This is a genomic window from Psychromonas arctica (assembly GCF_038155225.1).
Lineage (GTDB): Bacteria > Pseudomonadota > Gammaproteobacteria > Enterobacterales > Psychromonadaceae > Psychromonas > Psychromonas arctica_B.
In genome coordinates this window covers 77,459-103,965 of sequence record NZ_JBAKBA010000012.1, presented here as the reverse complement: position 1 = coordinate 103,965, position 26,507 = coordinate 77,459, and the positions used below count along the sequence as shown (strand labels likewise).

Genomic DNA, 26,507 nt, shown 5'->3' with positions numbered 1-26,507 from the left:
AATGTGGCTCCTCTTGCTGGGCTTGAACCAGCGACACACGGATTAACAGTCCGTTGCTCTACCAACTGAGCTAAAGAGGAATTGTAAACTTCTTACTATTAAATCTAAACATAAATTAACAGTGTCTCTATTGCTCTACCAACTGAGCTAAAGAGGAATTGTAAACTTCTCACTATTAAATCTAAACATAAATTAACAGTGTCTCTATTGCTCTACCAACTAAGCTAAAGAGGAATTGTAACTTTCTCACTATTAAATCTAAATACAAATTAACAGTGTCTCTATTGCTTTATAAACTGAGCTAAAGAGGAATTGTTCTTTTAAGTCTTCAAATTATCAGACTCGTTACACTCGACATAATCAAGTTTAACTAAATGTGGCTCCTCTTGCTGGGCTTGAACCAGCGACACACGGATTAACAGTCCGTTGCTCTACCAACTGAGCTAAAGAGGAATTGTAACTTTTTCACTATTAAATCTAAATACAAATTAACAGTGTCTCTATTGCTCTATAAACTGAGCTAAAGAGGAATTGTTCTTTTAAGTCTTCAAATTATCAGACTCGTTACACTCGATATAATCAAGTTTAACTAAATGTGGCTCCTCTTGCTGGGCTTGAACCAGCGACACACGGATTAACAGTCCGTTGCTCTACCAACTGAGCTAAAGAGGAATTGTATAGCTAGCCTTCTATCATATCAATTGATTATATAATTGATAGTGTAACCAGAAACTTATTTGCTTCAGTCACGTTAAAGACGGGCGCAGTATATTTTTTGCGTTTAATCATGTCAACAAAAAAGGTAGATAAAAAAATTGGTTGCTGATAATTCAAGCAACCAATCACAATTACAGGCTAATTCGCCCTTTTATTGTTCAATATTAGAGCAGGTTAGATATCCCACTTAATACTTTTATTTATTTTTTCTTTCATCATTTCAAGTGGCTCGTCCGGTTCGCCAACAATAACAACACTTGCTTTACCAACCTGTTCAGAAATACCTTTAAGATGTTTGTTGCTAAATTCAGCGGATGGTGTGAAGTTTCCACCTTCAGGTACAACAAATACAGTAACACGCCCTTTTTCACCCTTAAATATCATGTGTAAGGCTGAAGTACCTTCAAAGCTACAATAGTTAACAAACATCACTTCGCCTAGACCAGATTCTGCAGTACCACCGTAAACAGCTAATTTAGCATTAACAGTTTGTAATGTAGCATTCTCATTTGCTTTGGCAGTTAAAAAATATTCTTGTTGTACATGCTGTAAAGCAATTGTTCCAATATCTGATGGTCCACTATGCTCAGTCAAGCTATTTAACATAGGTAAACTTAAACCAATCACAAATGCAATTGATGCCGCGATCGCGACATGCCAACGAGCACTCATATTTTTATCACGTTCCAATGCAAAGCTTTGCTCTAACATGATCTTATCCGTCAGATCATCTGGCACTTCAATCTGTAAGCTATTTTTTAATAGTTTATCGAATGCTTTTGATTCATCTATTAATTTTTTTGCACAATCTGACTCTGTTGCACGTGATAAAAACTGTTCTGACTTATCATTTGGCGTCGCTATTGCAGTATGACGAAATAAAATATCATCCATGCGCTTCTCCATTATTATTAATCTCTACTTTTAAGTTAGTTTTAAGTAAATTCTTTGCTCTAAATAATCGCGTTAAGACTGTGTTTTTATTTAGATCTAATTGTGTAGCTATTTCTTCAGCAGTAAAACCAGCAATAAGTTGTAATAATAAAGGTTCTTTATATTCAACCGGTAAAGCTGCTATTTTCTGTTGAATCAACTCTTGGTCATATGGACTAGTATTATCTTCTGCTGCTATTTCATAATCGTCTATATCAACTAATGATAATTGCTTACGTTCAAAGCGCCTTGCATTTTCTCGCCTTAAAATAGTAAATAACCACGCTTTTGCTGATTTATCATCTAATAAGCTATCAATGTTCTTCCACGCTCTTAAACAAGTTTCTTGTACTAGATCTTGAGCAACCTCAGGATCTCGGCACACCCAGAATGCATAACGGTATAAATCCGCACTATACACATTCACTAATGATTCATATCGTTTTTGTTTTCTATTCATATCCTTAAGGACCGCGCATGACTCACTTTTATTTCGCTTTGATGTAAAAAAAATCATTATTTTCCTTAATTATTTACTTTAAGCCCAAAATAATGAGCTTATATATAAGTTTTTATCTTAATAAGTAGTGTTATCACTGATCGACGAAACACCTTAAAATTTGAAGCTTTTTAATTTAATTTAAATTTTTTAATAATTTTGAAATTTTTTCTAAAAAAAAACGGTATCTATTGGTACAGCTAAAAAATAGAATTAAATAGGTCAAAGAGATAACTGTACTTTCCCTATTATAAAATAAACTTTCATACTTACTAAAACTTACCTTTCTTATTTAATATTATATTGACTAGAGCTTATTGAGGAATAATAGAAAACTAATTTCTTCAATAGAAATTGGTAAGCCATATAAGAACATGTCTACATAAATAAATTTAGCATTATGATGAATAACAAGAATCTATTAAATAAGTTAAAAATTGATAATAGCACTTTGAGTAAGAAGAAAAATCACGCTTTTATAACAATTTTAAAATTGTATTACCCAACTATCTACTTTTAAATTAAATACAGATTCTATTTTATTTCTACTGCCCAATTTATTTAACGATTAGAAAGTCGTAATGTACATCAATTGCTTTTCCTTCAATTTCTATTATCATTTTCAGTCGCCACAACATTCTATCTTCAGTACAAACACCAATCATGCTTTTAGCATGAGATTGAAGCTCTCCACCTTTTTTTGTTATAGGAGAGAATTTAATTGGGATTTGTCCCATAAACATGGTTTTACCCACTATTTTAGCACTCATGACTTGCCAGTTTTTAGCATTACTTTTTAGTGTTAAGTTATACCAATGTTCAGGTACGATCTTTCCTTCATCAACAGATAAAACGAAGTTTCCTAATATTGAATTAAAAACACAGGGTTGAGAAAGATCACAAATTGTTTCATCAAGCTCTAACCCTTGTTCATCAGCTTTAGACTTATCCGTTTCTATTTCAGATAAATCAATGGTTCTCCAAATGAATAAACCAATCAGTAAACTAAGCATACTAACTAGTTGAATCAATCTACTTTTTGTAAGCATTGCAATTCCTTGTAAAAATAGTGGTTAACGCGCATTTTTTAAAACAAACATTAATTTTATTGACATTAAATCAATGGAAATCTGTTCATTTTTTTAATTGTCGCGTAAACTTCGGTCCAAATATAAATGTTTTCAGTTTAACTTTAAAACATTTTTGTTGAATACTTATTTTTACGTCATAACGAACGTACATTGTAAATACATGCATGGAATCAACACAATGACAACCGCAACCAATATCCAACCTGACTACAACATGAAAGTAGTTCGTCAGTTTACACTTACCACCATTCTTTGGGGTATCGTTGGCATGAGTGTAGGGGTGCTTATCGCTGCTCAACTCGTATGGCCAGCTTTAAACTTCGATACACCTTGGCTTACTTACAGTCGTTTACGCCCCCTTCATACCAATGCTGTTATTTTTGCATTTGGTACGTCTGCGTTAATGGCCACTTCTTTTTATGTCGTTCAACGAACCTGTCAAACTAGATTGTTTGGTGGCCCATTAGCCTCTATTGTGTTTTGGGGATGGCAATTAGTAATTTTATCTGCTGCTATTTCATTACCTTTGGGTTACACAACGTCAAAAGAATACGCTGAATTAGAATGGCCAATTGACTTGCTTATTACTGTCATTTGGGTGCTTTATGCCACGGTTTTCTTTGGCACAATGGCAATACGTAAAACGTCACACATTTATGTTGCGAATTGGTTCTTTGGTGCGTTTATTCTAACAGTAGCGGTATTGCACATTGTTAATAGCATGGCAATTCCCGTTTCAATGTCATCGATGAAATCATACTCTGTTTACGCAGGTGCAGTTGATGCGATGGTGCAATGGTGGTATGGGCATAATGCCGTTGGTTTCTTATTAACAGCTGGCTTCCTTGGAATGATGTATTACTTCGTTCCTAAACAAGCAAACCGCCCTGTTTATTCTTATCGTTTATCAATTATTCATTTTTGGGCATTAATTGCCGTTTATATCTGGGCTGGCCCACATCACCTTCATTACACTGCATTACCTGATTGGGCTCAATCATTAGGTATGGTGATGTCACTGATCTTATTTGCTCCATCTTGGGGCGGCATGATCAATGGTATTATGACGCTATCTGGCGCGTGGCATAAACTACGTACAGACCCTATTTTACGTTTCTTAGTTGTTTCTCTTTCTTTCTACGGTATGTCTACGTTTGAAGGGCCAATGATGGCGATTAAAACCGTTAATGCTTTATCGCATTATACTGACTGGACAATCGGTCACGTACACTCTGGTGCACTAGGTTGGGTAGCAATGGTTTCAATTGGTTCTATTTACCACTTGGTGCCACGTTTATTTGGCCAACAAGGCATGTACAGCACAGCATTAGTTAACTTACATTTCTGGTTAGCCACTGTCGGTACTGTTTTATACATAGTCGCAATGTGGATCTCAGGTGTTATGCAAGGGTTAATGTGGCGTGCAGTAAATGCAGACGGTACATTAACGTATACCTTCGTTGAATCATTAGAGAAATCTTATCCGTTCTATGCATTACGTTTCCTAGGCGGTCTCATCTTCTTAACTGGTATGTTTGTAATGGCTTACAATACATTTAAAACAGTGACTGCAGAAGAAGGCTCTATCAAGCCTCAAGAATTAGCTTAGGAAGGAGTTGATAATGAAACACGAATTTATTGAAAAGAATGTTGGGTTATTAGCAATCCTTATTATCATTGCGATTAGCTTTGGTGGATTAGCACAAATTACACCATTAATATTCCAAAAAGAAACCAATACACCGGTTGATACATTACGCCCATACACAGCATTAGAAATGGAAGGCCGTGATATTTACATTCGCGAAGGATGTAGCGTATGTCACAGCCAAATGATCCGTCCTTTCCGTGCTGAGACTGAACGTTACGGTCATTACAGTATGGCTGGCGAAAGTGTTTGGGAACATCCATTTTTATGGGGTTCTAAACGTACTGGTCCAGATTTAGCACGTGTAGGTGGTCGTTATTCTGATGCATGGCATGAAGTTCATTTAATGAATCCTCGTGATGTAGTATCTCAGTCAAATATGCCCGGTTTCCCATGGTTAGCAACTGATTTGTTAACAGGTGAAGACACTGCTCGTAAGTTAGAGATTTTCAACATGTTGACTAAAGGACAAGGTCATAAAGATGAAAATGGAGTAATGCAGCCAATCTATACTGAACAAGATATTGCAGGTGCGAAAGCAGCAGTCGAAGGAAAAACTGAGATGCAAGCATTGATTGCATACTTACAATCACTTGGTCATGCGTTTAAATAATTAAAGTTGGTGCCTAGCAATAGGCACTTTAGGCTACTGGAGGCTATATGGATTTTGGAACTTTTAACGGATTATATACATTATTTTTAATTATTATTTTCGTTGGGTTGATTTTATGGGCCTACAGTAAAAAACAAAAAAAGTCATTTGAAGAAATGGGTAATTCTATTTTGGAAGATGATCTGGACTCAACACAGTATGAAAGCACCTCAAGCGAACATACAGGAGCTAAAAAATAATGAGCATTTTTTGGACAATATGGATATCTGTCATTACGTTAACCGTCATCATCGGTTGTGCAGTACTTCTGAAAGCAGCAAATACAAATAACACAGGCGTTAAAGAAGGCGAACCAATGCCTCATACCTTTGATGGTATTCAAGAACTGAATAATCCATTACCAAAATGGTGGGTTGGTTTATTTTGGTTTACGATTGTTATCGCACTAATTTATTCAATTGCTTTCCCTAGTTATACTGCAAATTGGAATGGTTTTTTAAACTGGACTAGTGCAGATAAAGACGTTACTGACGTTTCTAAGCTGGATCAACGAGCGGAAACATCAAAATCACAATACCAACGTGAAATAGATGCTGCAGAAATCAAATATGGCGAAGTATTTAAACAACTAGTTTATACCGATGCAGGTGTTTATAAAGACATCGAAGTGATTGCTAAAGACGCTGAAGCAGTAAAAGTAGGTCAACGTTTATTCTTACAAAACTGTGCTCAATGCCATGGTTCAGATGCACGTGGCAGTAAGGGTTTTCCAAACCTTACTGATGACGATTGGTTATATGGTGGCGATCCATTAACCATTAAAGAAACATTAATGAATGGTCGTAACGCAGCAATGCCTGCTTGGAAAGATATTCTAGGTGAAGATGGCATAAAAGAAGTAACAAGTTATGTATTACAACTAAGTGGTCGTCGTGTAAATGACATAGATGCCCAAGCTGGTGCAGAACGCTTCGTAGTTTGTGCTGCATGTCATGGTGCTGATGGTAAAGGTTTACATGCATTTGGCGCACCTAACCTAACGGATAAAGTTTGGTTATACGGTGGCTCACGTAAAGCAGTTGAAGATACATTACGTAATGGACGAAATGGTGTAATGCCAGCTTGGAAAGATGTATTAGGCGAAGATAAAATTCAATTAATCTCTGCATTTGTTTACTCTTTATCACAACCAAAATAAGTTAAATTTAATCGCTGCTTAGCGTATTAAAGTGAACATTTAAAGCCTCGTTAATCGAGGCTTTTTTATAGCTAAAATTCGTCATAAATGCTAGATTATCGCGTATTGCCTCCCCCTACTTTTAATAACAGGAATTGTCATGCAAACAGAAGTAAAAAAGTCTTGGTTTAAACAATTTTGGCCTTGGTTTTTAATTATTTTACCAATGGCAGCTGTTGTTGCGGGTATCAGTACTTTCATTATAGCTTCTGATAATAAACCCGATATGGTTGTTGATGATTATTATAAAACAGGCAAAGCAATTAATGCAGATTTAAGCTTACTAACTAATGCTAAAAAATTAGGCCTATCTGCTGAAGTCGTACAACAAGCAGATGGCTTGTTAATTAAAATGGAGGGGTTAGAAACAAATACATCGATCAGCTTCTCTTTATTTCATTCAACTCAATCTAAGCGCGACAAACTTGCAATGTTAACAGCTGACGCAGAAGGCAATTATCATTTTGAAACAGACCAGCCATTGGTAGGTAAATGGTCACTTCGCCTTGAACCCTTTGATAAGAAATGGCGCTTAGAAAAGAAAGTAGTTTTCCCATCTGAAAAAATAGCATTGTAAATGCAACAAGTAAGTCAATGCTTTCACTGTGGGGAGCCTAACCCAACCAAGACTAGTTTTCAGGTTCTGATTAATGGAGAGCAACAAACAATGTGCTGCCCAGGTTGTCAGGCAGTGGCACAAACAATTGTTGATAGTGGCTTAAGTTCTTATTATGAGCACAGAACAGAGGTTGCAGCTAAAGGGGAATCGTTAATCCCTGATGAGCTTCAACAACTTGAACATTATGATATTGAACAAATTCAACTCGACTTTATAAAACAAAATGGCAACACCACTGAAATAACATTAACTGTTGAAAGCATTAGTTGCGCTGCTTGTGCTTGGCTCATTGAAAAGCAATTACGTTTTTTACCTGGCCTTATTTTTGTTAATGTGAATACCACTTTAAACCGTGCTGTAATTCGTTGGGATAATGAACAGCTGGTACTCAGTAAAATACTGGAACAAATTCAACGTATTGGTTACAAAGCCTACCCTTTCCAAGTTAATCAACAAGAGTTGTTTTATACTAAACAAGTAAAATCTTACTTACGTAGGTTAGGGCTTGCGGGCCTTGCAACTATGCAGGTAATGATGTTTGCGATCGCCTTATATGCTGATTTCTTTTCAGGTATGCAACAAGAGTTTATTACTTACTTCAGGTGGGTTAGCTTTATTCTTGCAACACCGGTACTCTTGTATAGCGCACAACCTTTTTATGTAAATGCATGGCGTAATATCCGCAATAAAACATTAGGCATGGATATTCCTATTTCTATTGCTTTATTAGGTGCCTATTCTGCCTCCGGTTATGCAACTATCGTAGGGAGAGGTGAGGTCTATTTCGAGTCAGTCTCGATGTTCACCTTCTTACTATTATTAGGTCGTTTATTAGAACTCCGAGCTCGTCGTAAAGCATCTGAAACCAGTAGTAACTTATTGCGTTTGCTTCCCTCGATGGCGACATTATTAGAAACAAATGATGGCATTATTAGCCATCAATTAATCCCCGCAAAAACACTCATACCAGGGCAATATATACTCGTTAAGCCAGGTGAAACTATTGCAATCGATGGCATCATTATTGATGGGCAAAGTAATATTGAAGAGTCGATGCTTACTGGTGAACATTTACCTGTTTTTAAAAAGTCACGAGATAATGTTTATGCAGGTACTGTTAATATTAGTAGTGTATTGACCATTGAAGTGGTGAATATAGGTAACAACACACTTATTTCAGACATCATACAATTACAAAATAGCGCACAGCAAAATAAACCCCAAATCGAAATAATGGCTGATATCGTATCACGTTATTTCGTGGCAGCCTTATTGTTGGTAGCAACACTGACTTATATTGGCTGGAGCCTTATTGATCCTGACCAAGCATTTTGGATCACCTTGTCGGTACTGGTTGCCACTTGTCCGTGTGCATTATCTCTTGCAACACCAACTGCGCTAACCTGTGCCACTGCGCAGCTTAATAAACAAGGTATTTTAATTAAGCAACATCACGTATTAGAAACGGTGAATAAAATACATCATGTTGTTTTTGATAAAACAGGCACGTTAACGCAAGGTGACTTTAAATTGCTTAATACGCATCTACCCGCGCTAGGCGTTGCAAAGTACCCATATAATAAACAACAATGTATTAATCTTGCCGCAAATCTTGAAATGAACTCAGAGCACCCTATTGCAGTTGCTTTCACTCAATTAAAAAACCAAACTTTAATATTAAACAATATTGAAAATATTCCAGGGCAAGGCTTACAAGCAACTTGGGAAGATAATGGTCAAAAATTACAAGTTAAATTAGGTCATGCAGCTTTCTGTGGAGTGACTAGAGAATTAAGTAGCCAAGAGTTATTGATCTATTTGACTGTGAATCAACAATTAATTGCAACCTTTGAGTTAGGTGATGAAATACGTGAATCAGCAATGGATTTAGTTAGTTTTTGCCATAAAAACAACTTAGAAACCACCATGTTAACGGGTGATATTTCAGATAAAAGTGAACAAGTCGCTAAGCAACTTAACATTAAAAATGTAGTCAAAGGTGTTAGTCCACAACAAAAATTAGCGCATATCGAAACGTTACAACAATCGCAGCAAGTTATGATGATTGGCGACGGTATCAATGATGCACCGGTATTAGCAGGTGCCCATATTTCTGTCGCATTAGCTAGCGGTACTGACATTGCTAAAAACAGTGCTGACGTTATTTTATTAGGCTCTGATTTACGTAAAATAAACCTATTAACGACTAATGCTAAGCAAACAACACGTATCATTAAAGAAAACCTAGCTTGGGCTATCGGATATAACTTAATCATAGTCCCTTTAGCGGTGATGGGCTTAGTTCCTCCCTACGTCGCGGTCTTAGGTATGTCTTTTAGCTCATTAATTGTAGTGAGCAATTCATTAAGGTTATTAAAATGAATATTATCTATGTATTGATTCCGATTGCAATGATCTTTGTATCCATTGCTGTATTAGTATTTTTTTGGGCCGTTAAGTCTAATCAGTATGATGACCTAGATAGAGAAGGTGTAAATATTTTATTTGATGAAGATGTACAACCATCAAAACCAATGAAAAAAACGCAGGCAGATATTGAACACTCTGAAGGAAAGGTATCTAAAACAACTCCCTTGAAAATAAGTGATATAAAACCAGATGCTCATTAATGACTTTTTAAGTGCTTTTTTAATTGGTTTACTAGGTGCTGGGCATTGTATTGGCATGTGTTCAGGGATTGCTAGTGCACTGAGCTTTTCAATCAACCCAGATCAAAAAAATGGATTACTTTCATTACTACTCTATAACTTAGGCCGCATAACGAGTTATTCAGTGGCAGGGTTTATCTTCGCAGCCAGTAGCAGTGTATTAATTATCTGGATGGGAGGCAAAGAATCCCTTATTTATTTACGTATTATCGCTGCCATCATGATGCTGTTATTAGCATTTTATATTGCTAGATTATGGAATGGCTTAATAATAGTAGAGCGAGCCGGACAATTTTTCTGGAAATTCATAAAACCTTTAGCACAATATTTTTTACCTTTAAAACACCCTGCTTTAGCTTTTCCTCTCGGTTTTTTTTGGGGATGGTTACCTTGTGGTTTAGTTTACTCTTCTTTGGTTTGGGCAATAAGTACTGCTAATGGGCTTAACGGTTTAGTTATCATGCTTGGCTTTGGGTTAGGGACATTACCTGCCATGATGCTAGTCGGCTCTTTAAGCCATAAACTGAAAAATATTCTAAATAAAAAATGGTTTAGATATGGCAGCGGATTAGTATTAGCACTATTTGCTTTTCAAACTATTTATGTCGCATTTACACAGTTATATTAGCACTTACCTTAACCCCCTTATGCTCCTAAAATACTGACCTAGATAGGCAACTTTGTGATTAACAATTTCAAAGGAACTTTATAAGGTGTTAGTATTAACACAAATCAATATTATTTAAGAGATGAATATGGATAAAAGCAATTCAAGTCGAGCACAAACAGGCGCTAATACAATTCACTGTCAAGATTGTAGTATTAGTCAACTATGCATACCTTACTCTCTTAACGAGACTGAATTAAATCGTTTAGACACTATTATCGAACGTAAAAAACCAGTTCAAAAAGGCAGTGAGATTTTCAAAGCTGGTGATAACATGAAGTGTTTATATGCAATTCGTTCAGGCACTTTAAAATCTTATACCATCACAGAGCAAGGAGATGAACAGATCACTGCTTTCCACCTTGCTGGTGATTTAGTTGGTTTTGATGGTATTAGTACAGGTACGCATCCAAGTTTTGCACAAGCGCTTGAAACTGCAATGATTTGTGAAATTCCATATGATACTTTAGATGAATTATCGACAACAATGCCTAAGCTAAGACAGCAAATATTACGTCTGATGAGTAGTGAAATTGTTGGTGATCAAAATATGATTTTACTTCTCTCGAAAAAGAATGCAGAAGAAAGATTAGCTTCATTTATTCATAACTTATCAGTTCGCTTTGCAGCTCGTGGTTTCTCGCCAAAAGAGTTTAGATTATCGATGACACGCGGTGATATCGGTAATTACTTAGGTCTAACGGTTGAAACAATCAGTCGTTTATTAGGTCGCTTTCAAAAAAGTGGCATGATTGCGGTTAAAGGTAAATATATTACTGTATTAGATAATGCTCAATTATCTGAATTAGCAGGATCAATCGTTTAAAATCAACAAGCTCTTATCTACTACGTAACTTGCCAGAAAATAAATTAATTTCCATTTTCTGGCAGATATCACTATCTGTTTGTCCTTATTTGATCTAAGTTATAGTTATATAGATTATTAAAAATTGGAGGCGAACATGCTTAAATACCGTAATATTTTAGTTTATATAGATCCAACACAGGAAGAGCAACCCGCTCTACAGCGTGCTATTGAAATAGCCGAAAAAGATAAAAATACTAAAATTACTTTATTCTTATCTTGTTACGATCTGACCTACGAAATGACCTCTTTAAGTTCTATGGAAGAACGTCAAGCAATGCAGTCATTAGTCATTCGAGATAACACGGAATGGCTAGATACACTTGCTGCGCCTTATAGAGAGCAAGGACATATAATAACTTGTCAGGTGCATTGGCATAATCGTCCTTTTCAAGCAGCTATTCAATTAATACTAAAAGAAGGATATGATTTATTAATAAAATCAACACATCCTCATCCGCGTCTTAGTGCTATTTTATTTACACCGACAGACTGGAATCTACTCCGCAAATGCCCAATTCCATTATTATTAGTCAAAGTAAAATCGTGGCCTGAGAATGGTAATATCTTATGTGCAGTTGACTGTAAAAGTATTGAAGATCCTGACCATCATAACTTAAATGAATCTATTTTAGCGGAAGCCAATGATATTGCAGAGATGGTGAAATCAAATGTGCACGTAGTAAATGCTTACCCTAGCCCACCAATGAATATTATGATGGAACTACCTGAATTTGATCCTATTCATTATGAAGATGGCTTAAAAAAATTCCATCACAAAACCTTAAATAATTATGCAAATAAATATCATATAGAAACACAAAACATTCACTTACATCAAGGTTTACCTGAAGATGTTATTAGTGATGTAGCACAAGAAATTAAAGCAGAATTAGTTATTTTAGGAACAGTAGGACGTTCAGGTATAGGCTTAACACTATTAGGTCATACTGCAGAACAAGTAATTGATAAACTTGATAGTGATTTACTCGCCTTAAAACCAGCTGGTTTTATCAGTCCAATAAAACTAGAGTAATTAACAGTTTCAAGCGACCAATACCATTAGGTATATGAATTAAACTTTACTCAAAACCACAACTCAATTTAAAACCTAAATTGAGTTGTGGTTTTATTATATTGTTGTGTTTTTTATATAGTTATTTAATCTCAATTCTGGTTAATGAAAACAAAATTACATTTAAAATCATAAGATTATATTTTTACTATACTGTGCTGTTAGTTTTGTGTTGTTCAAGGCGAATTATTGAAGCAATAACGGGTTATTGAAAGATAATTTAACGCAGAAATCCGCGGAAATAGCGATGTTGTATTGCTTTGCTTATCCAGAACTGAGGTTATTTAGTGAATCCCACAACTTAGAAGTGAACTTTCTAAGTTCGAAAATTAGTTCAGCTCTTTAATCGGAATAGTATAAATATTTAATTGCAATAAAATACACGTAGAATTGATAAAAACACACTAGAAGCCAAATTCCAATTATGTAATTAAATAAATGATTGGAATTTTTTATACCCATTAAATTAATGTAATAGAGCTAATTTATTTGGGTCCCAAGCAGTTTAAAAATATTACAGTTTAAATACCTCAACAGACTTATTTAAAGCAGCGGCAATGTTTAATAATTCAGTGGCTCTTTTAGTGTTATTCCTAGCACCATCAAAAGCAGTCTTGGCTATATTATTGATACCAGTAATACATTGATTAACTTCACCAACAACTACTGCTTGTTGTTCAGTTGATGTTGCAATTTGATCATTCATATCTTGGATAATTGAAATAGAGCGACGTATCTCTTCTAAAATATTATTTGCATCTCTCGATTTTATTACCGTTAATTTTGCATTATCTAGATTAATTTGTATCAACTCTATTGCATTTTTTGATTCATTTTGTAGACGATCAAGCATAGACCGAATTTCAACAGAGATGTCTTTGGTTTTATTGGCAAGATCTTTTACTTCACCTGTTGAAACAGCAGAGTCTTGCCTTCTTCCTTCAACTTCAGCCGCTTCAATAATGCTATTTGATGCCAATAAACTTGTTTTCTCTGAAACATCAATAATCAATTCAATAATGTAGCCAATATTCTCAACTTGCTTTTCTAAGGTGCATATCACTTGCTGAACATTAGTAATACCTTCTACTAATGTTGAAATACTGGCATTCATATCATTTACAATATGAATACCTTTAGTCGTCTTTTCATCTGCTTCGTTCACCACCGTTGATGTGTATAAGGTATTACGTGCAACTTCACTAACTGTTGCAACCATTTTATTTAATGCTGTAGAAGTTAGCTCTAGCTCTTTTATTTGTGTCCCTGAGCTATTGTTCACTCTGGAAGCTGATTCTGACATTTGCACTGATGAAATGTTTAATTGCCTTGTCGATGTATTAATATTTTTAATAATATCTTTTAAATTATCCACCATGGTGTGAATTGCACTATAAATACCAGTTTCACGGCCAGTAAGAGGAGCAACAGAATTTAATTCTCCTTGTGCAATTCTTTTTACAATAGCTTCGATTTCAGCCGGCTCTCCACCAATAGGACGATACATCACTTTCATTATTATCAGATAAGTGAGGTACAGCGAGGTAATAATAAATATTAATGCAATCCATAAGCTAACTTGTAAATTTTTACTTGATGCTTCGTTAATATCATCCCAACTGCTCCAGCTCCAGACAGTCCAATTTAACGAATCGATGACAACTCCTGAAACGGTATACTCCACCCCTTCTAAATAATAATCATGATTGCTGATACTCTTATTTTTAAACTCTTTATAAGAAGGACGTTCGTCATATATATTTTTACCGATTAAACCAGCTTCTTTCGCTGCAAGTAGATAACCATCTTGACGACTTACAAAAATATTGTTTTCAGGTGCAAGCTCTTGAATAAAGCCAGTAATTTGATTAATACCAATATTTAAAGCAAGCACACCTAACACCTTTTCATTACGCTTAATGGGTACCGCGAATGTAGTGACTTTATTACCATAACTACTTACATAAGGACTTGTAATTATTTTATCTTCACTATTAAATGCCCGTATGTACCATTCACGTTTTTTTTCTTTGGCATTAAAACCGGCCTCTAGACCATCATTTTGATGTGTATAACTACGTGCATCCTTAGTCGTAATATAGGCATCAAGAACTCCTAAGTTATTTGCTATTATATGTAACGATTGAATCGTTTTATTTATATTTAATAAACCAGTTTCATCGATTTCAATATCATTAGCCATGACATTGAGTACATCAAAATAACGTTCTATTTTCTGCTCAAGTGCTTTAGATATTAAAAAGGCTTGATTATCTAACTTTACGGTCTTATTTTCCGTTGATGCTGTTTTAAAATTATTGAAGCCAACACCAGAGACTAGCAATATGATTGATGTGAAAAGTAATCCGATTAATAATAATATTTTTGTTTTTGCAGTCATGTTTATTATGCCTAAAATGAACTGTGTTTATTGGAGAGGTGTTATATTTAAAGTGTTATTCATCTCTTTCTATCAATGTCTTATATATAATTTTAAATTTCATAACGATGTGTCAAAAAAATAATGGCAATCATAAATAATTATGTTGAAGTTATATTAATAACTAACGAGAAAATAACTGCTAATTCTACAGCTGTTAGGCAAGCTGATTAATTTAGCGAAATAAGTTTTACTTCATATTTTATAGTGCATAAATATTTTCAATACTTTTCTTAAACAACATTAATATTCGAAGTAAATTAGCTACAACATCGGCACTTTTTACCTTCAACTAGAGCATGGTTGTAGCTATACTTTTCAAGCTTTAAATTTAACCTTCTGATTTTAAGTAGTTAAGTACTACTTCATGATGGTCTTTGGTTTTAAATTTATTAAAGATATGCTCTAACTTACCATTTTCATCAATTAAGAAAGAAGTCCTCACTACGCCCATATTTTCTTTGCCCATAAATTTCTTTAATTGCCAAACACCATAGCTTTCACACGTGCGATGATCTTCATCGCCCAGTAAGGTAAAGTTAAGATCTTGCTTGTTGATAAAATTAGTTAACTTCTTAGGAGTATCTGGACTAATACCCAACACAACAACATTTAATGCAGTTAATTCATCTTTACTATCCCTTAAAGCACAGGCTTGCGTAGTGCAACCAGGTGTAGAAGCTCTTGGGTAAAAATAAACGAGTATTTTTTTACCAAGATAATCACTTAACGTAACAGGTGAGTTATTTTCGTCTGGTAATGTGAAGTTTGGTGCCAAGCTACCGATTTCTAACATAATATTTATTCCTATTATTTCATATTTAAAGTCATTGTTACTAATTTCGAGCTCAGCTTTTACTTAATAGCTGATGGTATTAACGGCTGAAACTTTAATTCATTTACTGCTTATTTCAAGAGAACAAATTACTTTTCAATAAGCTCTATATCATCCAAATCAGCTTGCACTGCTGGCCATGCATTTAAAACAGCTTTAACAAGTGTTGCTAAAGGAATAGCAAAAAACACCCCCCAAAACCCCCATAAGCCACCAAAGATTAAGACTGATATTATAATAACCACTGGGTGTAAATTAACTGCTTCAGAAAATAAAATAGGCACAATTAAATTACCGTCAAGCGTTTGAATGATACCGTAAGCTATCATTAAGTAAGCAAATTCAGGAGAAATGCCCCATTGAAATAAAGCAACAACCGCTACAGGAACCGTCACTGCAGCAGCTCCTATATAAGGTATCAATACAGACAAACCAACTAATACAGCCAGTAAAGCTGAATAACGCAAATCCATGAAAAAGAAAGTAAAGTAAGTCGCGACACCAACAATTAAAATTTCAGTTATTTTACCTCGAATATAATTCATTATTTGACCGTTCATTTCTGACCAAACTTGAGCCGCTAATTTACGATTTTGAGGTAAGAAACGAGCCATACTAGCAATTAATTGATTTTTATCTTTAAGCATAAAAACCATCATTAATGGTACTAGCACCGCGTAGACGAGTAACGCAGCAATATTCAATATAGAGGCAAAAGATTGTGATAATAAAAAACCACCACTATCAACTAAATAACTTTTTATAGTACCAATGATGTGTGTAATAGTAACAGGATCAATAGCATCGGGATAATGAGCAGGTAGAGTTAGAATATATGCTTGCCCTTGATTTAACATGGTTGGCAAATCACGAATAAAGGACGCTGCTTGCTTGAAAATAGTTGGTAAGACACCTAAGAAAGCAAAAATAGAAATAGATATAAATAACAACATAACAATTAATGTAGCAAACGTTCTATTTATTTTAAAACGCATTAAATAAGTTACAGGCCAATCTAATAAATAAGCTAATACTATAGCAACAAATAGAGGGGCTAAAATATTGCCAAAAAGATAGATGACAATAAAAGAAAATAACAAAAGTAGGAACAAAACACTTAAATTAGGGTCTGAAAAACGTGTCTTATACCATTGAAATAGTTGCATAAACATTGAAGATTAATCCTTCTATTGGTGCACATAGGTCGTTCTATAGGCCAGAAAACACTTACTAAACAACAATTTACTTTAGGTAGCTAAAGCGATTTTTATACTGATAATACATCACATTATTTATTATCTAATTGAATCAATAATGTATTTTGATTGCAGTGATAGCAATAGTTTTTTTTATCCAAATACCGTCGAATATCCTGTATTGCGACTTGGTTAGAAAATAACACCTCGATACTTGCATTTGTATCTAAAGTGAGTAATTGCTGTTTCAGTAAAACTAATGCTAATGGACAACGTACTTGGCGTAAATCTAAACTTTGCATAGATATTATCTTATTGCACTTAAATATGTGATAAATGAATGAATTATAGCATTTCATTCATTTGAATAGTCCATCATTGCGTAATAAAACAATTGTAATCCATAACAAATAGCGAATTGAAAATGTTATGCTCATTCTAAGATACCGTTCACCAATAGGGTTAACATTAATACTTATTTATGCTCTAAAAAAACATAACCTTTAACTGTATAATTATGATCTATTTAATCTTGTTTACGTAACACTTTTTACGTAAGTTAAATTACCTTAATTACCTAATTTAGGTAATCTTAAGCTAATCATTCACTTGGAGTTAGTAATGCGTTACAAATTAAAACTCGTTACAGCATATTTATGCTTATCTAGCTTATCTCCGGTTAGCTTTGCTAATAATGACTTACCTGAAATTGGTACAGTAGGCGCTGGCGCATTGACAATTGAAAAAGAAAAGCAATATGGCTGGGCATTTAATATGATAGCTAATCAAGCTTTGCCTATTATTCGGGACCCAGTGTTAAATCATTATATATCGGAACTTGGTCAAGATATCGTCAGTCATTCAGACTCTGTAAAATTACCTTTTAAATTTTTCTTAGTAAAAGATGAAGATATTAATGCAGCTGCTTTCTTAGGGGGAAATGTAAAGATTAACACAGGGTTATTTTTGTACGCTGAAACAGAAAGTGAGCTGGCAAGTGTTATTGCACATGAAGTTGCACACATTACACAGCGCCATTTAGCTCGAATATTAGAACAACAAGCGCTTAGTAATCCAACTTCAATAGCAGGTTTAGCTGGTTCAATATTATTAGCATTAGTTTCACCAGCAGCAGGGTTAGCAGCATTATCAACGACGGTAGCCGTCAATATTCAAAGCCAAATTAACTATACTCGTTCACATGAATATGAAGCGGACCGTATTGGTATTCAAACATTAGCAAACGCTGGCTTTGACCCTTATGGAATGGCTGATTTTTTCGGTAAATTAGCTGAAAAATACAAATATGCTAGTCTACCGCCACAAATGCTATCAACTCATCCCTTACCTGAAGCACGCCTTTCTGAAGCGCGTTTACGTGCTAGTCGATTGAAAAAAACGCATATAAAAAATAGTTTAGATTACCACCTTAGCAAAGCGCGTATCACTGTCAGGTTTCATCGTTTAACAGCGCCGACACTGATTAACCAATATCAAAGTCAGCTGCAAAATCATAAATATCAATTCAAAAAAGCAGCTGAATACGGTTTAGCATTAGCTTACTTTAAAAATGAGGAGTTTGAACAAGCCGAAAAGATTAATAAGCAATTAATTAATGATGATCCTAATAACTTCTTTTTTATTGATTTAGCAGCTGATATTTCATTATCAACTAAACATGTGCAACAAGCGATTGATTCACTAATCTCTTATGAATATCGTTTTCCTGGTAATGAAGTCATTTTATTAAATTTAGTCGTAGCACTTAAACAAGACAAGCAATATGCATTAGCAGATAAGAAAATAGAATACTTTTTGCGATCTCACCCTGATCATATCTTAGGGTACTTATTAGCAATAGATCTCTATAAAAAAATGCATGAAAAAGCCAAAGAATTTGCAATGAGAGCTGAATATTTAGCATTACTAGGACGATTTAAAGAAGCATCTGAAAAAATGAGCAGTGCCTTAGCTTATACAGAAAAAAAGCTAGATCAAGCACGCTATAGTGCCAAAATTGAAGAGTTTAAACGCGATGATATTCGTTTAAAAGCCTTACAAGATGAATAATTAATTTTTAATATATTCACTAAATGATAGATACAATCTTTAAATAATATTAAAAAAAATTTGGTGAAATTCGTTTTTTTATAAAAACATATAAAATTAAAAGCTATAGCGGTAATACTAATTATATTAAATATGTATTCTAAATTTGACGGAGGAAAGTGGCTTAATTTAAGGCGTAAATGGAGGCACTTCGAAGATTAACTTAGTTAATCGTCTGTCTGAAAATTAACAAAAAGATGTTAATGAGTGTAATTGGTATCATTATATCATGCGTTAATGAGTTAATGAGTTAATGAGTTAATGAGTTGCTATTTTACTAATGACATAATCGAATTAGCGAGCTAATTAACTCACTAATCCGAAAACGGTTACTTTAAAAAATAGGCACGTATGATATTAAGCTTGTAATATTTTTAAGAAATGTAGTTCTTTACTGTCATCAGCAATAAAACCCATTTTAATTAAATAGTTACGGTGCATATAATGGTTCGCAGCAGCTTTTAAAACTTTAACCCCCCTTTTCTGTAAAAAATGTTGATTAGTTTTAAAATAATAAGTACCTAATTTATAATCACGATATTTAGACACAACATAATCTAAATAGATTTCAAAACAACCGTCTTCATTTAAATCACCAACTAATAATCCAGCAATACTGTCATTACGCAACATATAAAAAACACGATTAGCTTGATACAACTGTTGTAATGAAACTTGCTTCGTTATTTCTACCTCATTGTTGCCAATAAAGTGTCGAAGGTACTCTGAATCAATTGAAGTAGAAACAATTTTAAACTCTTCTTTTGTTGCATAAATCTTATATAAGAAATAAACATTAATAACAGCAATGCCAAGATTCATAATCATGGTAGGCCATGAATTGATAAAATAAGCAAAAGCAGCAAACAATAAACAACCAATAAAATTGATTAGGCGTAATTTAATAATTGAACTCATTGTTAATGAGATCAGCACCACTAAAGATGCACAATAACCAAACCATTCAACCCAATTTATTGAGTTTAACTCAACCATATAACTAACTCCGATAAATAAAATACAACTATCATCTCCCCATAAAAATGGGTAGCACACTTTACGCCATTTAGACTCGCATAATAAGGGGAAATTAAATAGATAATGAGATTGAAATCAAAGTAGTTTGAGAAATTATAAATTTTTCATGTAAATAATTAAAAATTAAGTTCAAACATATTACTTTCAAATTTATTGTGAAAATAAAAAGTGAAAATTATAGTACTTCAATAGCAATAACAGTTTTAGAATAGAGAATAGAGAATAGAGAATAAAGGATAGGGAATACCTTAATTCATAAAGATAATCAGACAAAGAAATTTGTATTTAATCATCTATTTATCATTATAATGATTTATAACATCCAAAATATAATTCACATGAGAGTCTTATGGATCACAACCTATTATTGCTATTTATCCCCACCTTTTTTGCCGTGTCAATTACACCAGGAATGTGTATGACTTTAGCAATGACGTTAGGTATGACCATTGGTATTAGACGTAGTCTATGGATGATGCTTGGAGAATTAGTCGGTGTTGGCTTAGTCGCTTTATCAGCGCTAATTGGTGTCGCTACTTTACTGCTCGCTCGCCCTAATCTATTTTTATTCTTAAAGTATGCAGGTGGTGCATATTTATTATACCTCGGCATACAAATGTGGCGCTCTCGTGGAAAAATGGCCATCCCAGCCACACCTGTAAATCAAGACTCAGTCAAACGTACTGCATTAATTAGCCAAGGCTTTATTACGGCGATTGCTAACCCTAAAGGTTGGGCATTTATGATTTCACTACTGCCTCCTTTTATCAATGCAGATACGCCCTTGTTACCACAAGCAACACAACTAATCGCTGTAATATTATGCTTTGAACTAACTTGTATGCTTATTTATGCAACGGGTGGAAAAACATTACGTCACCTATTACAACAACAAAGCAGCGTAAAATTATTAAACAGAATTGCAGGCTCAATGATGATGTTAGTCGCGGTATGGTTAGTAGTCAGCTAAATTGACGCCTCAAATGATAAAAAGCGTACGCCTTGTGGCGGGCAAGTTTCAATGGAAAGTATTACCAAACCACTTGTCTCAAATACTTTAATAAACAATTTGAATATTCCAGAACCATGGCAGCAATGGTGGAAAAGCAGTAGTGCAGATCGGTTCTATGTGAATGATCTGTTTATTCTTAAATTAGCCAATGCAGACTAGCGTTATTATTCACATTAAGTGAACGTTAATGAAAGAGAGTATGAAAGCTCTATGACCAGATAACAAAAAAGCGCCGAAGCGCTTTTAATCAATATGATCACTATTAAGTTTTATTACTTATTAGTGATCGTAATGCCATTATCTGCAATCACGATATCGCCATTTTTATATAATTGACCAATGGCTTTTTTAAAGTTGCCTTTACTCATTTTCAAAATTTTAGCAATTTGATCCGGGCTACTTTTATCTGATAATGGTAAAAATCCATCATGTTGTCTAAGCGTTAATAATATACGGTCAGATAAACCATCCATTTTCGCATAACCTGTTTGCGTTAAGCTTAAATCAATTTTTCCATCTTCACGAATACGTCTAATATAGCCTTTACACTTTTTACCAATACCAAGGTCACCAAAGACATCATTTTCAAAAATAACGCCCCAATGTTTATGGTTAATAATCGCTTTAAAACCAATATCAGTACGGTCTGCAATTAGTAAATCAACTTTTTCACCGACTTTATATTCAGCAGGTACTTTATCTAAAAATCGATCTAATTTAGATGAAGCAAGTAAACGCTCACTGATATCATCTTGATATACATAAACGACATAACCAAAGCCAGTTTTCATTGCTACTTTTTGTTGGTTAAATGGTACCAATAAATCTTTTGGTAACCCCCAATCTAAAAATGCACCAGCCCGGTTAGTATCGATTACTTTTAACGAAGTAAACTCACCAGCAATCGCTTTTGCTTTTTGTGTCGTTGCAATTAAACGGTCTTCAGAGTCGAAATATAAAAACACTGTAATACTGTCACCAATATTCATTTCATCAGTAACATAACGCTTTGGTAATAAGACCTCTCCAAAATTTTGTCCTCCATCTAAATAGAGTCCAAAATCCACTTCTTTAACGATTTTAAGCTCGTTATAAGTGCCTACTTTAATCATAATTCTCTCTTTTTAAATAACCCTCATCATATGAAGATTTTAGTGTTTAGTTTTTATTGTTTAGGCTTATCGATTACGGCAACCGTTAATCTTGAAGTACACACTAATTGCTGACGCTCATTACAAATTTCTATCTGCCAAATTTGCGTACTATAACCAATATGTACTGCGGTTGCTGTTCCCGTTACTATGCCTTTCTTAATACTTCTAATATGGTTAGCATTCACTTCTAACCCGACACAGACTTTATCGTCTGCTACCGCTAAATTTGCAGCAACGCTACCGAGAGTTTCAGCTAAAACAACTGATGCGCCGCCATGTAATAATCCATGAGGTTGATGCGTCCTATTATCCACGGGCATAGTGCCTTGAATAAAATTATCACCGACCTTAGTGTATTCGATGCCTAACAGTTCAATAATAGTATTTTCACTTATTGTATTTAAGCGACTTATTTCTGTGCTTTTTTTCCAAATACTCATTGCGCCCTCTACTATTCTGTTGGCATCTACTTTCATTCAGCATCTTATAATAAACTCAGTAATGCTTGTACTGGGTGTTTAAGTGTTTCACCCTCAATACGTTTCACCTGGCTACGACAAGAATATCCCGTCGCAACACATTGTGCTCTATCGCGTTTTGCTATTTCAGCTTCCCAACTTAAACTATAAATAGCTTTTGACTCGGTAAGCTTACCAGCATCGTGACCATAGGTTCCAGCCATGCCACAACATCCCACTGCAACTTCAGATAATGATCCACCGAAATGCTTAAAGATAGATGACCAGTCATTTGCAGAGGTAGGCTCAGCCGTTTTTTCAGTACAGTGACCTAATAAGAAAAAGTCTGCATTTTCAGATTTTTTAGGTTCGCCTGATAATCGTGGTTTTAACCACTCTTGAAATAGTTGAACATTAAACTGACCACGTTTTTCACCTAACGCTAGCTTATATTCATCACGATAACATAATACCATCGCGGGATCTGTCCCAACCATAGCAATATTTAACGCCGCCATTTGATTCAAAAACTCAGCGGAGTCATTAGCCGTTTTAGCAAACTTACTTAAAAATCCTTTAATATGCTGTGGCTTGCCATTAGGCTTAAATGGTAAAACAACTGGCTTATAATCTAACTTTTTAATCGTTAATATCAAGTCACGTACTACGTCTGCATCATAATAAGTAGTGAATGGGTCTTGCACGATTAATACATACTGCTCACGTTGCTCAGCCGTTAATGCTTGTAATTTTTCTAAATCAAACTCTGTAATATCATTATCTTTCAATGCTGATTTTAGTGTTGGAGATGAAAGCTGCGGAATATCCACCATACCGACTATTTTTTCAGTCAAAACAGACGTCACTTTCAACCCAGTAAAGAAGTTAAAAAAGCGTGGCATTGTTCCCATTATTGGTGCGTATTGTTCAACATAAGCGACAAAATAATCTTTCACGGGGCGTAAATAACGGTCATGGTATAAATGAATGAACCGAGATCTAAACGTAGGTACATCAACTTGCACAGGACATTGACTACTACAAGCTTTACACGCTAAACAGCCTTGCATTGCTTCCATCACTTCATGTGAAAAGTCGTATTCGCCATTGCGTTTAGCTAACGTATTTTTGAATTTAGTAAAAATACTCGCATTTTTGCCTGCGTACAAATCACTTTCTAATTGTAGAACATCAATATCGTTATTCGCTAATTGACGTAACCATTCACGCATTAAGCCAGCACGACCTTTTGGTGAATGAACACGATCGCGTGTAACTTTAACAGACGGACACATTGGTGATTTTGTATCATAGTTAAAGCACAAACCGTTACCATTACAATCAACGGCTTGTTTGTAACTTTCTCGTATTTTGATCGGGATTTGTCGGTCAAAGGTACCGCGCTTAACCGCATCAACACTCACTAACTGATCCGTTGAATCGATTGGTGTACAAATTTTGCCTGGATTAACGCGGTTTTTAGGGTCAAACGCAGCTTTAATTTTTCTTAATTCATTGAATAAAACATCACCGAAAAAATCAGGGCCATATTCACTACGGAAACCTTTGCCATGCTCACCCCACATCAAACCTTTATACTTAGCCGTTAAGGCAACGACTTTGTCTGATACTTCACGCATCAATTTTTCTTGTTCTGGGTCACATAGATCTAATGCAGGACGTACATGTAAAACACCGGCATCGACATGACCAAACATGCCGTAATGCAAACCTTTATCATCCAATAATTGACGGAATTCAATAATATATTGCGCTAAATTTTCAGGCGGAACACAGGTATCTTCAGCAAAAGCGATCGGTTTTGCACGACTATCAGCTTTACCTAATAAACCGACTGCTTTTTTGCGCATACCGTAAATTTTGTTAATGTCGCTTAAATCACTACAAATTTGATAGCCGATCACACCTGCTTGTTTATTACTGATCAACCCATCTAGCATAATAATCAATGCATCGATTTTTTGTTGTTGGATCGTTTCATCAGCTTCTGCAAATTCAACGATATTAATGCCGTCTAGTACTTGCCCAGGCACATCGCTAATTAAATCTTTTACGCTATGCCAAACGATATCTTGCTTCGCTAGGTTTAATACTGTGGAATCGACTGTTTCAACGGATAATGCATTTGCTTCAACTAAAAAAGGCGCATTTTGTAAAGCCGATTGAAAACTATCATATTTAATATTGAACAAAGTACGATAAGTTGGAATTTTTTGAACGTGTAACGTCGCTTCAGTGATAAAGGCTAACGAGCCTTCGGCGCCACATAAAATACGCGTCAAATCGACACTGCCTGTATTTGGATCATACACATGCTTTAAATCATAACCGGTTAGAAAACGATTTAACTTAGGAAAAGTCTCTTCAATATTTTGCTGTTGGCTCTCACAAGTATCAATAACTTGACGGTAGATTGCACCAATAGCGTCATCACGTTCAACTTGTTCTATCAAATCAACGGGTAATAGAGGTTTAGTTTCTAACAAACTACCATCGATTAATACCGAGGTTAACGCAAGAACATGATCACTTGTTTTACCGTAAAGTAATGAACCTTGTCCTGATGCATCATTACTGATCATGCCACCAATAGTGGCACGGTTACTTGTCGACAAATCAGGAGAGAAGAATAGACCATGTGGTTTTAAATAATCATTTAATTGATCTTTAACCACCCCTGTCTGAACACGAACCCAACCTTCCGCCGCATTAATTTCAAGAATATTGTTCATGTGTTTCGATAAATCTAGCACAATATCATTAGTCAGAGATTGACCATTAGTACCCGTACCGCCACCACGAGGGGAGAAACGAATATCAATAAATTCAGGTAACTGAGCAAGCTGACAAATGACAATAATATCTTCTGTCGATTTAGGGTAAATAACCGCTTGTGGTAAACATTGATAAACACTGTTATCTGTTGCAACGGCTAAACGGCTTGCATAACTTTTAGCTATTTCACCTGAATAATCACTTTCGCTTAATGCTTTGATAAACGCAAAAGTATCCTGCTTGATATTCTCTTGGTGGTTTAAGTTTGGGATCATGTGTAGAGCGCTCTAATTCAGTAATGGTATTTTGAAGATAAAATAGACGAAGATGATAGCATAATTAACAATAAAATAAGGATTTAGCGCATAAATGATCATCCCTAAAGCTAAAATTTCAAACATTATTTAAGATAGTAATTATCATTAAGATTTACATGCGATAATTTTAATTGTTCAATTTCAAAGAAGCATTGAATTAAAGAGTCATTGGCCAATTAATGGTTTTATTAATTCGAATAATATTTGGTAAAAATGACGTTGAACAAAATGTGATAGAAAAAGAAATAAGTGAAGGCTTAGGAATGATGAGTTAGGAAATACTCGTCCAAAACAACCTAGCCATTATCTGTAGTAATGATACTTCACCATAGCAGAGAAGCTATTAAATCAGGATGATTAAGCACTATTATTAAACGGTAGCTATTAAAGATAGTTATTAAAAGTCGTTATTAAATACAGCTATTAAGCATAGCCCTTAAACAGGGCTATTGATCATAAGCATTTAGTATAAGGTTTAATATATAGACTGTTTAAAGGCCTATTAAATTACTACTAAAG

Annotated in this window: 24 protein-coding genes and 3 tRNA genes; 13 read left to right on the top strand and 14 right to left on the bottom strand. The window is 34.7% G+C overall.

The window, feature by feature from the left end; all coding sequences use genetic code 11:
* Window positions 1–4: 4 nt before the first annotated feature.
* From V6255_RS07265 to V6255_RS07240, 6 genes are all read right to left on the bottom strand, one after another.
* Window positions 5–80 (bottom strand) — tRNA-Asn (locus V6255_RS07265).
* A 297-nt stretch (window positions 81–377) separates the two neighbouring features.
* Window positions 378–453, bottom strand: a tRNA-Asn gene (locus tag V6255_RS07260).
* Between the two features lie 143 nt (window positions 454–596).
* Window positions 597–672, bottom strand: a tRNA-Asn gene (locus V6255_RS07255).
* 219 nt (window positions 673–891) lie between these two features.
* Window positions 892–1,611 carry a DUF3379 family protein gene (locus V6255_RS07250; RefSeq protein WP_341627544.1) on the bottom strand — a complete coding sequence of 240 codons (720 nt, stop codon included), beginning with the start codon at window positions 1,609–1,611 and terminating at the stop codon, window positions 892–894.
* Window positions 1,604–2,167, bottom strand: coding sequence for a sigma-70 family RNA polymerase sigma factor (locus V6255_RS07245; protein WP_341627543.1), 564 nt, complete (start codon window positions 2,165–2,167; stop codon window positions 1,604–1,606). Before V6255_RS07245 ends, V6255_RS07250 begins: the two co-directional genes overlap by 8 nt.
* 539 nt (window positions 2,168–2,706) lie before the next feature.
* Complete coding sequence (locus tag V6255_RS07240) at window positions 2,707–3,198, bottom strand: hypothetical protein (protein ID WP_341627542.1); 492 nt, start codon at window positions 3,196–3,198, stop codon at window positions 2,707–2,709.
* 220 nt (window positions 3,199–3,418) lie between these two features.
* On the opposite strand from V6255_RS07240, the gene ccoN reads away from it, so the two are divergent.
* The 10 genes from ccoN (at window position 3,419) to uspE (ending at window position 12,594) form a co-directional block, all read left to right on the top strand.
* Window positions 3,419–4,849, top strand: a complete 1,431-nt coding sequence (gene ccoN, locus V6255_RS07235) for a cytochrome-c oxidase, cbb3-type subunit I (RefSeq protein ID WP_137297810.1) — start codon at window positions 3,419–3,421, stop codon at window positions 4,847–4,849.
* A 13-nt stretch (window positions 4,850–4,862) separates the two neighbouring features.
* The gene (gene ccoO, locus V6255_RS07230; RefSeq protein ID WP_160063094.1) at window positions 4,863–5,501 is read left to right on the top strand and encodes a cytochrome-c oxidase, cbb3-type subunit II; all 639 of its coding nucleotides are present in this window, start codon (window positions 4,863–4,865) and stop codon (window positions 5,499–5,501) included.
* A gap of 47 nt (window positions 5,502–5,548) precedes the next feature.
* Entirely contained in the window at window positions 5,549–5,740 is a 192-nt protein-coding gene (locus V6255_RS07225) for a cbb3-type cytochrome oxidase subunit 3 (protein WP_160063096.1), read from the top strand.
* Window positions 5,740–6,699, top strand: a complete 960-nt coding sequence (ccoP, locus tag V6255_RS07220; protein WP_341627541.1) for a cytochrome-c oxidase, cbb3-type subunit III — start codon at window positions 5,740–5,742, stop codon at window positions 6,697–6,699. The genes V6255_RS07225 and ccoP overlap by 1 nt, the downstream gene beginning before the upstream one ends.
* A gap of 139 nt (window positions 6,700–6,838) precedes the next feature.
* Complete coding sequence (locus V6255_RS07215; protein WP_341627540.1) at window positions 6,839–7,315, top strand: FixH family protein; 477 nt, start codon at window positions 6,839–6,841, stop codon at window positions 7,313–7,315.
* A complete protein-coding gene (locus tag V6255_RS07210) occupies window positions 7,316–9,739 on the top strand; it encodes a heavy metal translocating P-type ATPase (RefSeq protein ID WP_341627539.1) in 2,424 nt (807 codons plus the stop codon).
* Window positions 9,736–9,987 carry a cbb3-type cytochrome oxidase assembly protein CcoS gene (gene ccoS / locus V6255_RS07205; protein WP_137297804.1) on the top strand — a complete coding sequence of 84 codons (252 nt, stop codon included), beginning with the start codon at window positions 9,736–9,738 and terminating at the stop codon, window positions 9,985–9,987. Before V6255_RS07210 ends, ccoS begins: the two co-directional genes overlap by 4 nt.
* A complete protein-coding gene (locus V6255_RS07200; RefSeq protein ID WP_341627538.1) occupies window positions 9,977–10,654 on the top strand; it encodes a sulfite exporter TauE/SafE family protein in 678 nt (225 codons plus the stop codon). Before ccoS ends, V6255_RS07200 begins: the two co-directional genes overlap by 11 nt.
* Window positions 10,655–10,775: 121 nt before the next feature.
* Window positions 10,776–11,519: an FNR family transcription factor gene (locus tag V6255_RS07195; protein ID WP_425355912.1), complete on the top strand. Its 744-nt coding sequence runs from the start codon at window positions 10,776–10,778 to the stop codon at window positions 11,517–11,519.
* A 136-nt stretch (window positions 11,520–11,655) separates the two neighbouring features.
* Entirely contained in the window at window positions 11,656–12,594 is a 939-nt protein-coding gene (gene uspE / locus V6255_RS07190) for a universal stress protein UspE (protein WP_341627536.1), read from the top strand.
* A 553-nt stretch (window positions 12,595–13,147) separates the two neighbouring features.
* On the opposite strand, the gene V6255_RS07185 is transcribed toward uspE, so the two are convergent.
* From V6255_RS07185 to V6255_RS07170, 4 genes are all read right to left on the bottom strand, one after another.
* Window positions 13,148–15,034, bottom strand: a complete 1,887-nt coding sequence (locus tag V6255_RS07185; protein ID WP_341627535.1) for a methyl-accepting chemotaxis protein — start codon at window positions 15,032–15,034, stop codon at window positions 13,148–13,150.
* A gap of 370 nt (window positions 15,035–15,404) precedes the next feature.
* Entirely contained in the window at window positions 15,405–15,869 is a 465-nt protein-coding gene (bcp, locus tag V6255_RS07180; RefSeq protein ID WP_341627534.1) for a thioredoxin-dependent thiol peroxidase, read from the bottom strand.
* A gap of 128 nt (window positions 15,870–15,997) precedes the next feature.
* Window positions 15,998–17,080: an AI-2E family transporter gene (locus tag V6255_RS07175; RefSeq protein ID WP_341627533.1), complete on the bottom strand. Its 1,083-nt coding sequence runs from the start codon at window positions 17,078–17,080 to the stop codon at window positions 15,998–16,000.
* A 116-nt stretch (window positions 17,081–17,196) separates the two neighbouring features.
* Window positions 17,197–17,406 (bottom strand): sulfurtransferase TusA family protein, encoded by a 210-nt coding sequence (locus V6255_RS07170; protein ID WP_341627532.1) that lies wholly within the window; start codon window positions 17,404–17,406, stop codon window positions 17,197–17,199.
* Between the two features lie 319 nt (window positions 17,407–17,725).
* Here V6255_RS07170 and V6255_RS07165 point away from each other — a divergent pair, with 319 nt between their 5' ends.
* Entirely contained in the window at window positions 17,726–19,174 is a 1,449-nt protein-coding gene (locus V6255_RS07165; protein ID WP_341627531.1) for a M48 family metalloprotease, read from the top strand.
* Between the two features lie 396 nt (window positions 19,175–19,570).
* Here the strand turns inward: V6255_RS07165 and V6255_RS07160 are convergent, their stop codons facing one another.
* Entirely contained in the window at window positions 19,571–20,209 is a 639-nt protein-coding gene (locus V6255_RS07160) for a hypothetical protein (RefSeq protein ID WP_341627530.1), read from the bottom strand.
* Between the two features lie 391 nt (window positions 20,210–20,600).
* On the opposite strand from V6255_RS07160, the gene V6255_RS07155 reads away from it, so the two are divergent.
* The gene (locus tag V6255_RS07155; RefSeq protein ID WP_341627529.1) at window positions 20,601–21,221 is read left to right on the top strand and encodes a LysE family translocator; all 621 of its coding nucleotides are present in this window, start codon (window positions 20,601–20,603) and stop codon (window positions 21,219–21,221) included.
* Between the two features lie 51 nt (window positions 21,222–21,272).
* Window positions 21,273–21,422 (top strand): hypothetical protein, encoded by a 150-nt coding sequence (locus tag V6255_RS07150; protein ID WP_341627528.1) that lies wholly within the window; start codon window positions 21,273–21,275, stop codon window positions 21,420–21,422.
* Window positions 21,423–21,535: 113 nt separating this feature from the next.
* On the opposite strand, the gene V6255_RS07145 is transcribed toward V6255_RS07150, so the two are convergent.
* The 3 genes from V6255_RS07145 to ydiJ are packed head-to-tail and all read right to left on the bottom strand — an operon-like array spanning window position 21,536 to window position 25,946.
* Window positions 21,536–22,375, bottom strand: a complete 840-nt coding sequence (locus V6255_RS07145; RefSeq protein ID WP_137297793.1) for a CvfB family protein — start codon at window positions 22,373–22,375, stop codon at window positions 21,536–21,538.
* Between the two features lie 53 nt (window positions 22,376–22,428).
* Window positions 22,429–22,893: a hotdog fold thioesterase gene (locus V6255_RS07140; protein ID WP_341627527.1), complete on the bottom strand. Its 465-nt coding sequence runs from the start codon at window positions 22,891–22,893 to the stop codon at window positions 22,429–22,431.
* An 8-nt stretch (window positions 22,894–22,901) separates the two neighbouring features.
* Window positions 22,902–25,946: a D-2-hydroxyglutarate dehydrogenase YdiJ gene (gene ydiJ / locus V6255_RS07135; protein ID WP_341627526.1), complete on the bottom strand. Its 3,045-nt coding sequence runs from the start codon at window positions 25,944–25,946 to the stop codon at window positions 22,902–22,904.
* Window positions 25,947–26,507: the final 561 nt, after the last annotated feature.

Coding starts and splice junctions, on each gene's coding strand:
- V6255_RS07250 (WP_341627544.1), bottom strand. CDS start 1,611: ATGGATGATATTTTATTTCGTCATACTGCAATAGCGACGCCAAATGAT.
- V6255_RS07245 (WP_341627543.1), bottom strand. CDS start 2,167: ATGATTTTTTTTACATCAAAGCGAAATAAAAGTGAGTCATGCGCGGTC.
- V6255_RS07240 (WP_341627542.1), bottom strand. CDS start 3,198: ATGCTTACAAAAAGTAGATTGATTCAACTAGTTAGTATGCTTAGTTTA.
- ccoN (WP_137297810.1), top strand. CDS start 3,419: ATGACAACCGCAACCAATATCCAACCTGACTACAACATGAAAGTAGTT.
- ccoO (WP_160063094.1), top strand. CDS start 4,863: ATGAAACACGAATTTATTGAAAAGAATGTTGGGTTATTAGCAATCCTT.
- V6255_RS07225 (WP_160063096.1), top strand. CDS start 5,549: ATGGATTTTGGAACTTTTAACGGATTATATACATTATTTTTAATTATT.
- ccoP (WP_341627541.1), top strand. CDS start 5,740: ATGAGCATTTTTTGGACAATATGGATATCTGTCATTACGTTAACCGTC.
- V6255_RS07215 (WP_341627540.1), top strand. CDS start 6,839: ATGCAAACAGAAGTAAAAAAGTCTTGGTTTAAACAATTTTGGCCTTGG.
- V6255_RS07210 (WP_341627539.1), top strand. CDS start 7,316: ATGCAACAAGTAAGTCAATGCTTTCACTGTGGGGAGCCTAACCCAACC.
- ccoS (WP_137297804.1), top strand. CDS start 9,736: ATGAATATTATCTATGTATTGATTCCGATTGCAATGATCTTTGTATCC.
- V6255_RS07200 (WP_341627538.1), top strand. CDS start 9,977: ATGCTCATTAATGACTTTTTAAGTGCTTTTTTAATTGGTTTACTAGGT.
- V6255_RS07195 (WP_425355912.1), top strand. CDS start 10,776: ATGAATATGGATAAAAGCAATTCAAGTCGAGCACAAACAGGCGCTAAT.
- uspE (WP_341627536.1), top strand. CDS start 11,656: ATGCTTAAATACCGTAATATTTTAGTTTATATAGATCCAACACAGGAA.
- V6255_RS07185 (WP_341627535.1), bottom strand. CDS start 15,034: ATGACTGCAAAAACAAAAATATTATTATTAATCGGATTACTTTTCACA.
- bcp (WP_341627534.1), bottom strand. CDS start 15,869: ATGTTAGAAATCGGTAGCTTGGCACCAAACTTCACATTACCAGACGAA.
- V6255_RS07175 (WP_341627533.1), bottom strand. CDS start 17,080: ATGTTTATGCAACTATTTCAATGGTATAAGACACGTTTTTCAGACCCT.
- V6255_RS07170 (WP_341627532.1), bottom strand. CDS start 17,406: ATGCAAAGTTTAGATTTACGCCAAGTACGTTGTCCATTAGCATTAGTT.
- V6255_RS07165 (WP_341627531.1), top strand. CDS start 17,726: ATGCGTTACAAATTAAAACTCGTTACAGCATATTTATGCTTATCTAGC.
- V6255_RS07160 (WP_341627530.1), bottom strand. CDS start 20,209: ATGGTTGAGTTAAACTCAATAAATTGGGTTGAATGGTTTGGTTATTGT.
- V6255_RS07155 (WP_341627529.1), top strand. CDS start 20,601: ATGGATCACAACCTATTATTGCTATTTATCCCCACCTTTTTTGCCGTG.
- V6255_RS07150 (WP_341627528.1), top strand. CDS start 21,273: ATGGAAAGTATTACCAAACCACTTGTCTCAAATACTTTAATAAACAAT.
- V6255_RS07145 (WP_137297793.1), bottom strand. CDS start 22,375: ATGATTAAAGTAGGCACTTATAACGAGCTTAAAATCGTTAAAGAAGTG.
- V6255_RS07140 (WP_341627527.1), bottom strand. CDS start 22,893: ATGAAAGTAGATGCCAACAGAATAGTAGAGGGCGCAATGAGTATTTGG.
- ydiJ (WP_341627526.1), bottom strand. CDS start 25,946: ATGATCCCAAACTTAAACCACCAAGAGAATATCAAGCAGGATACTTTT.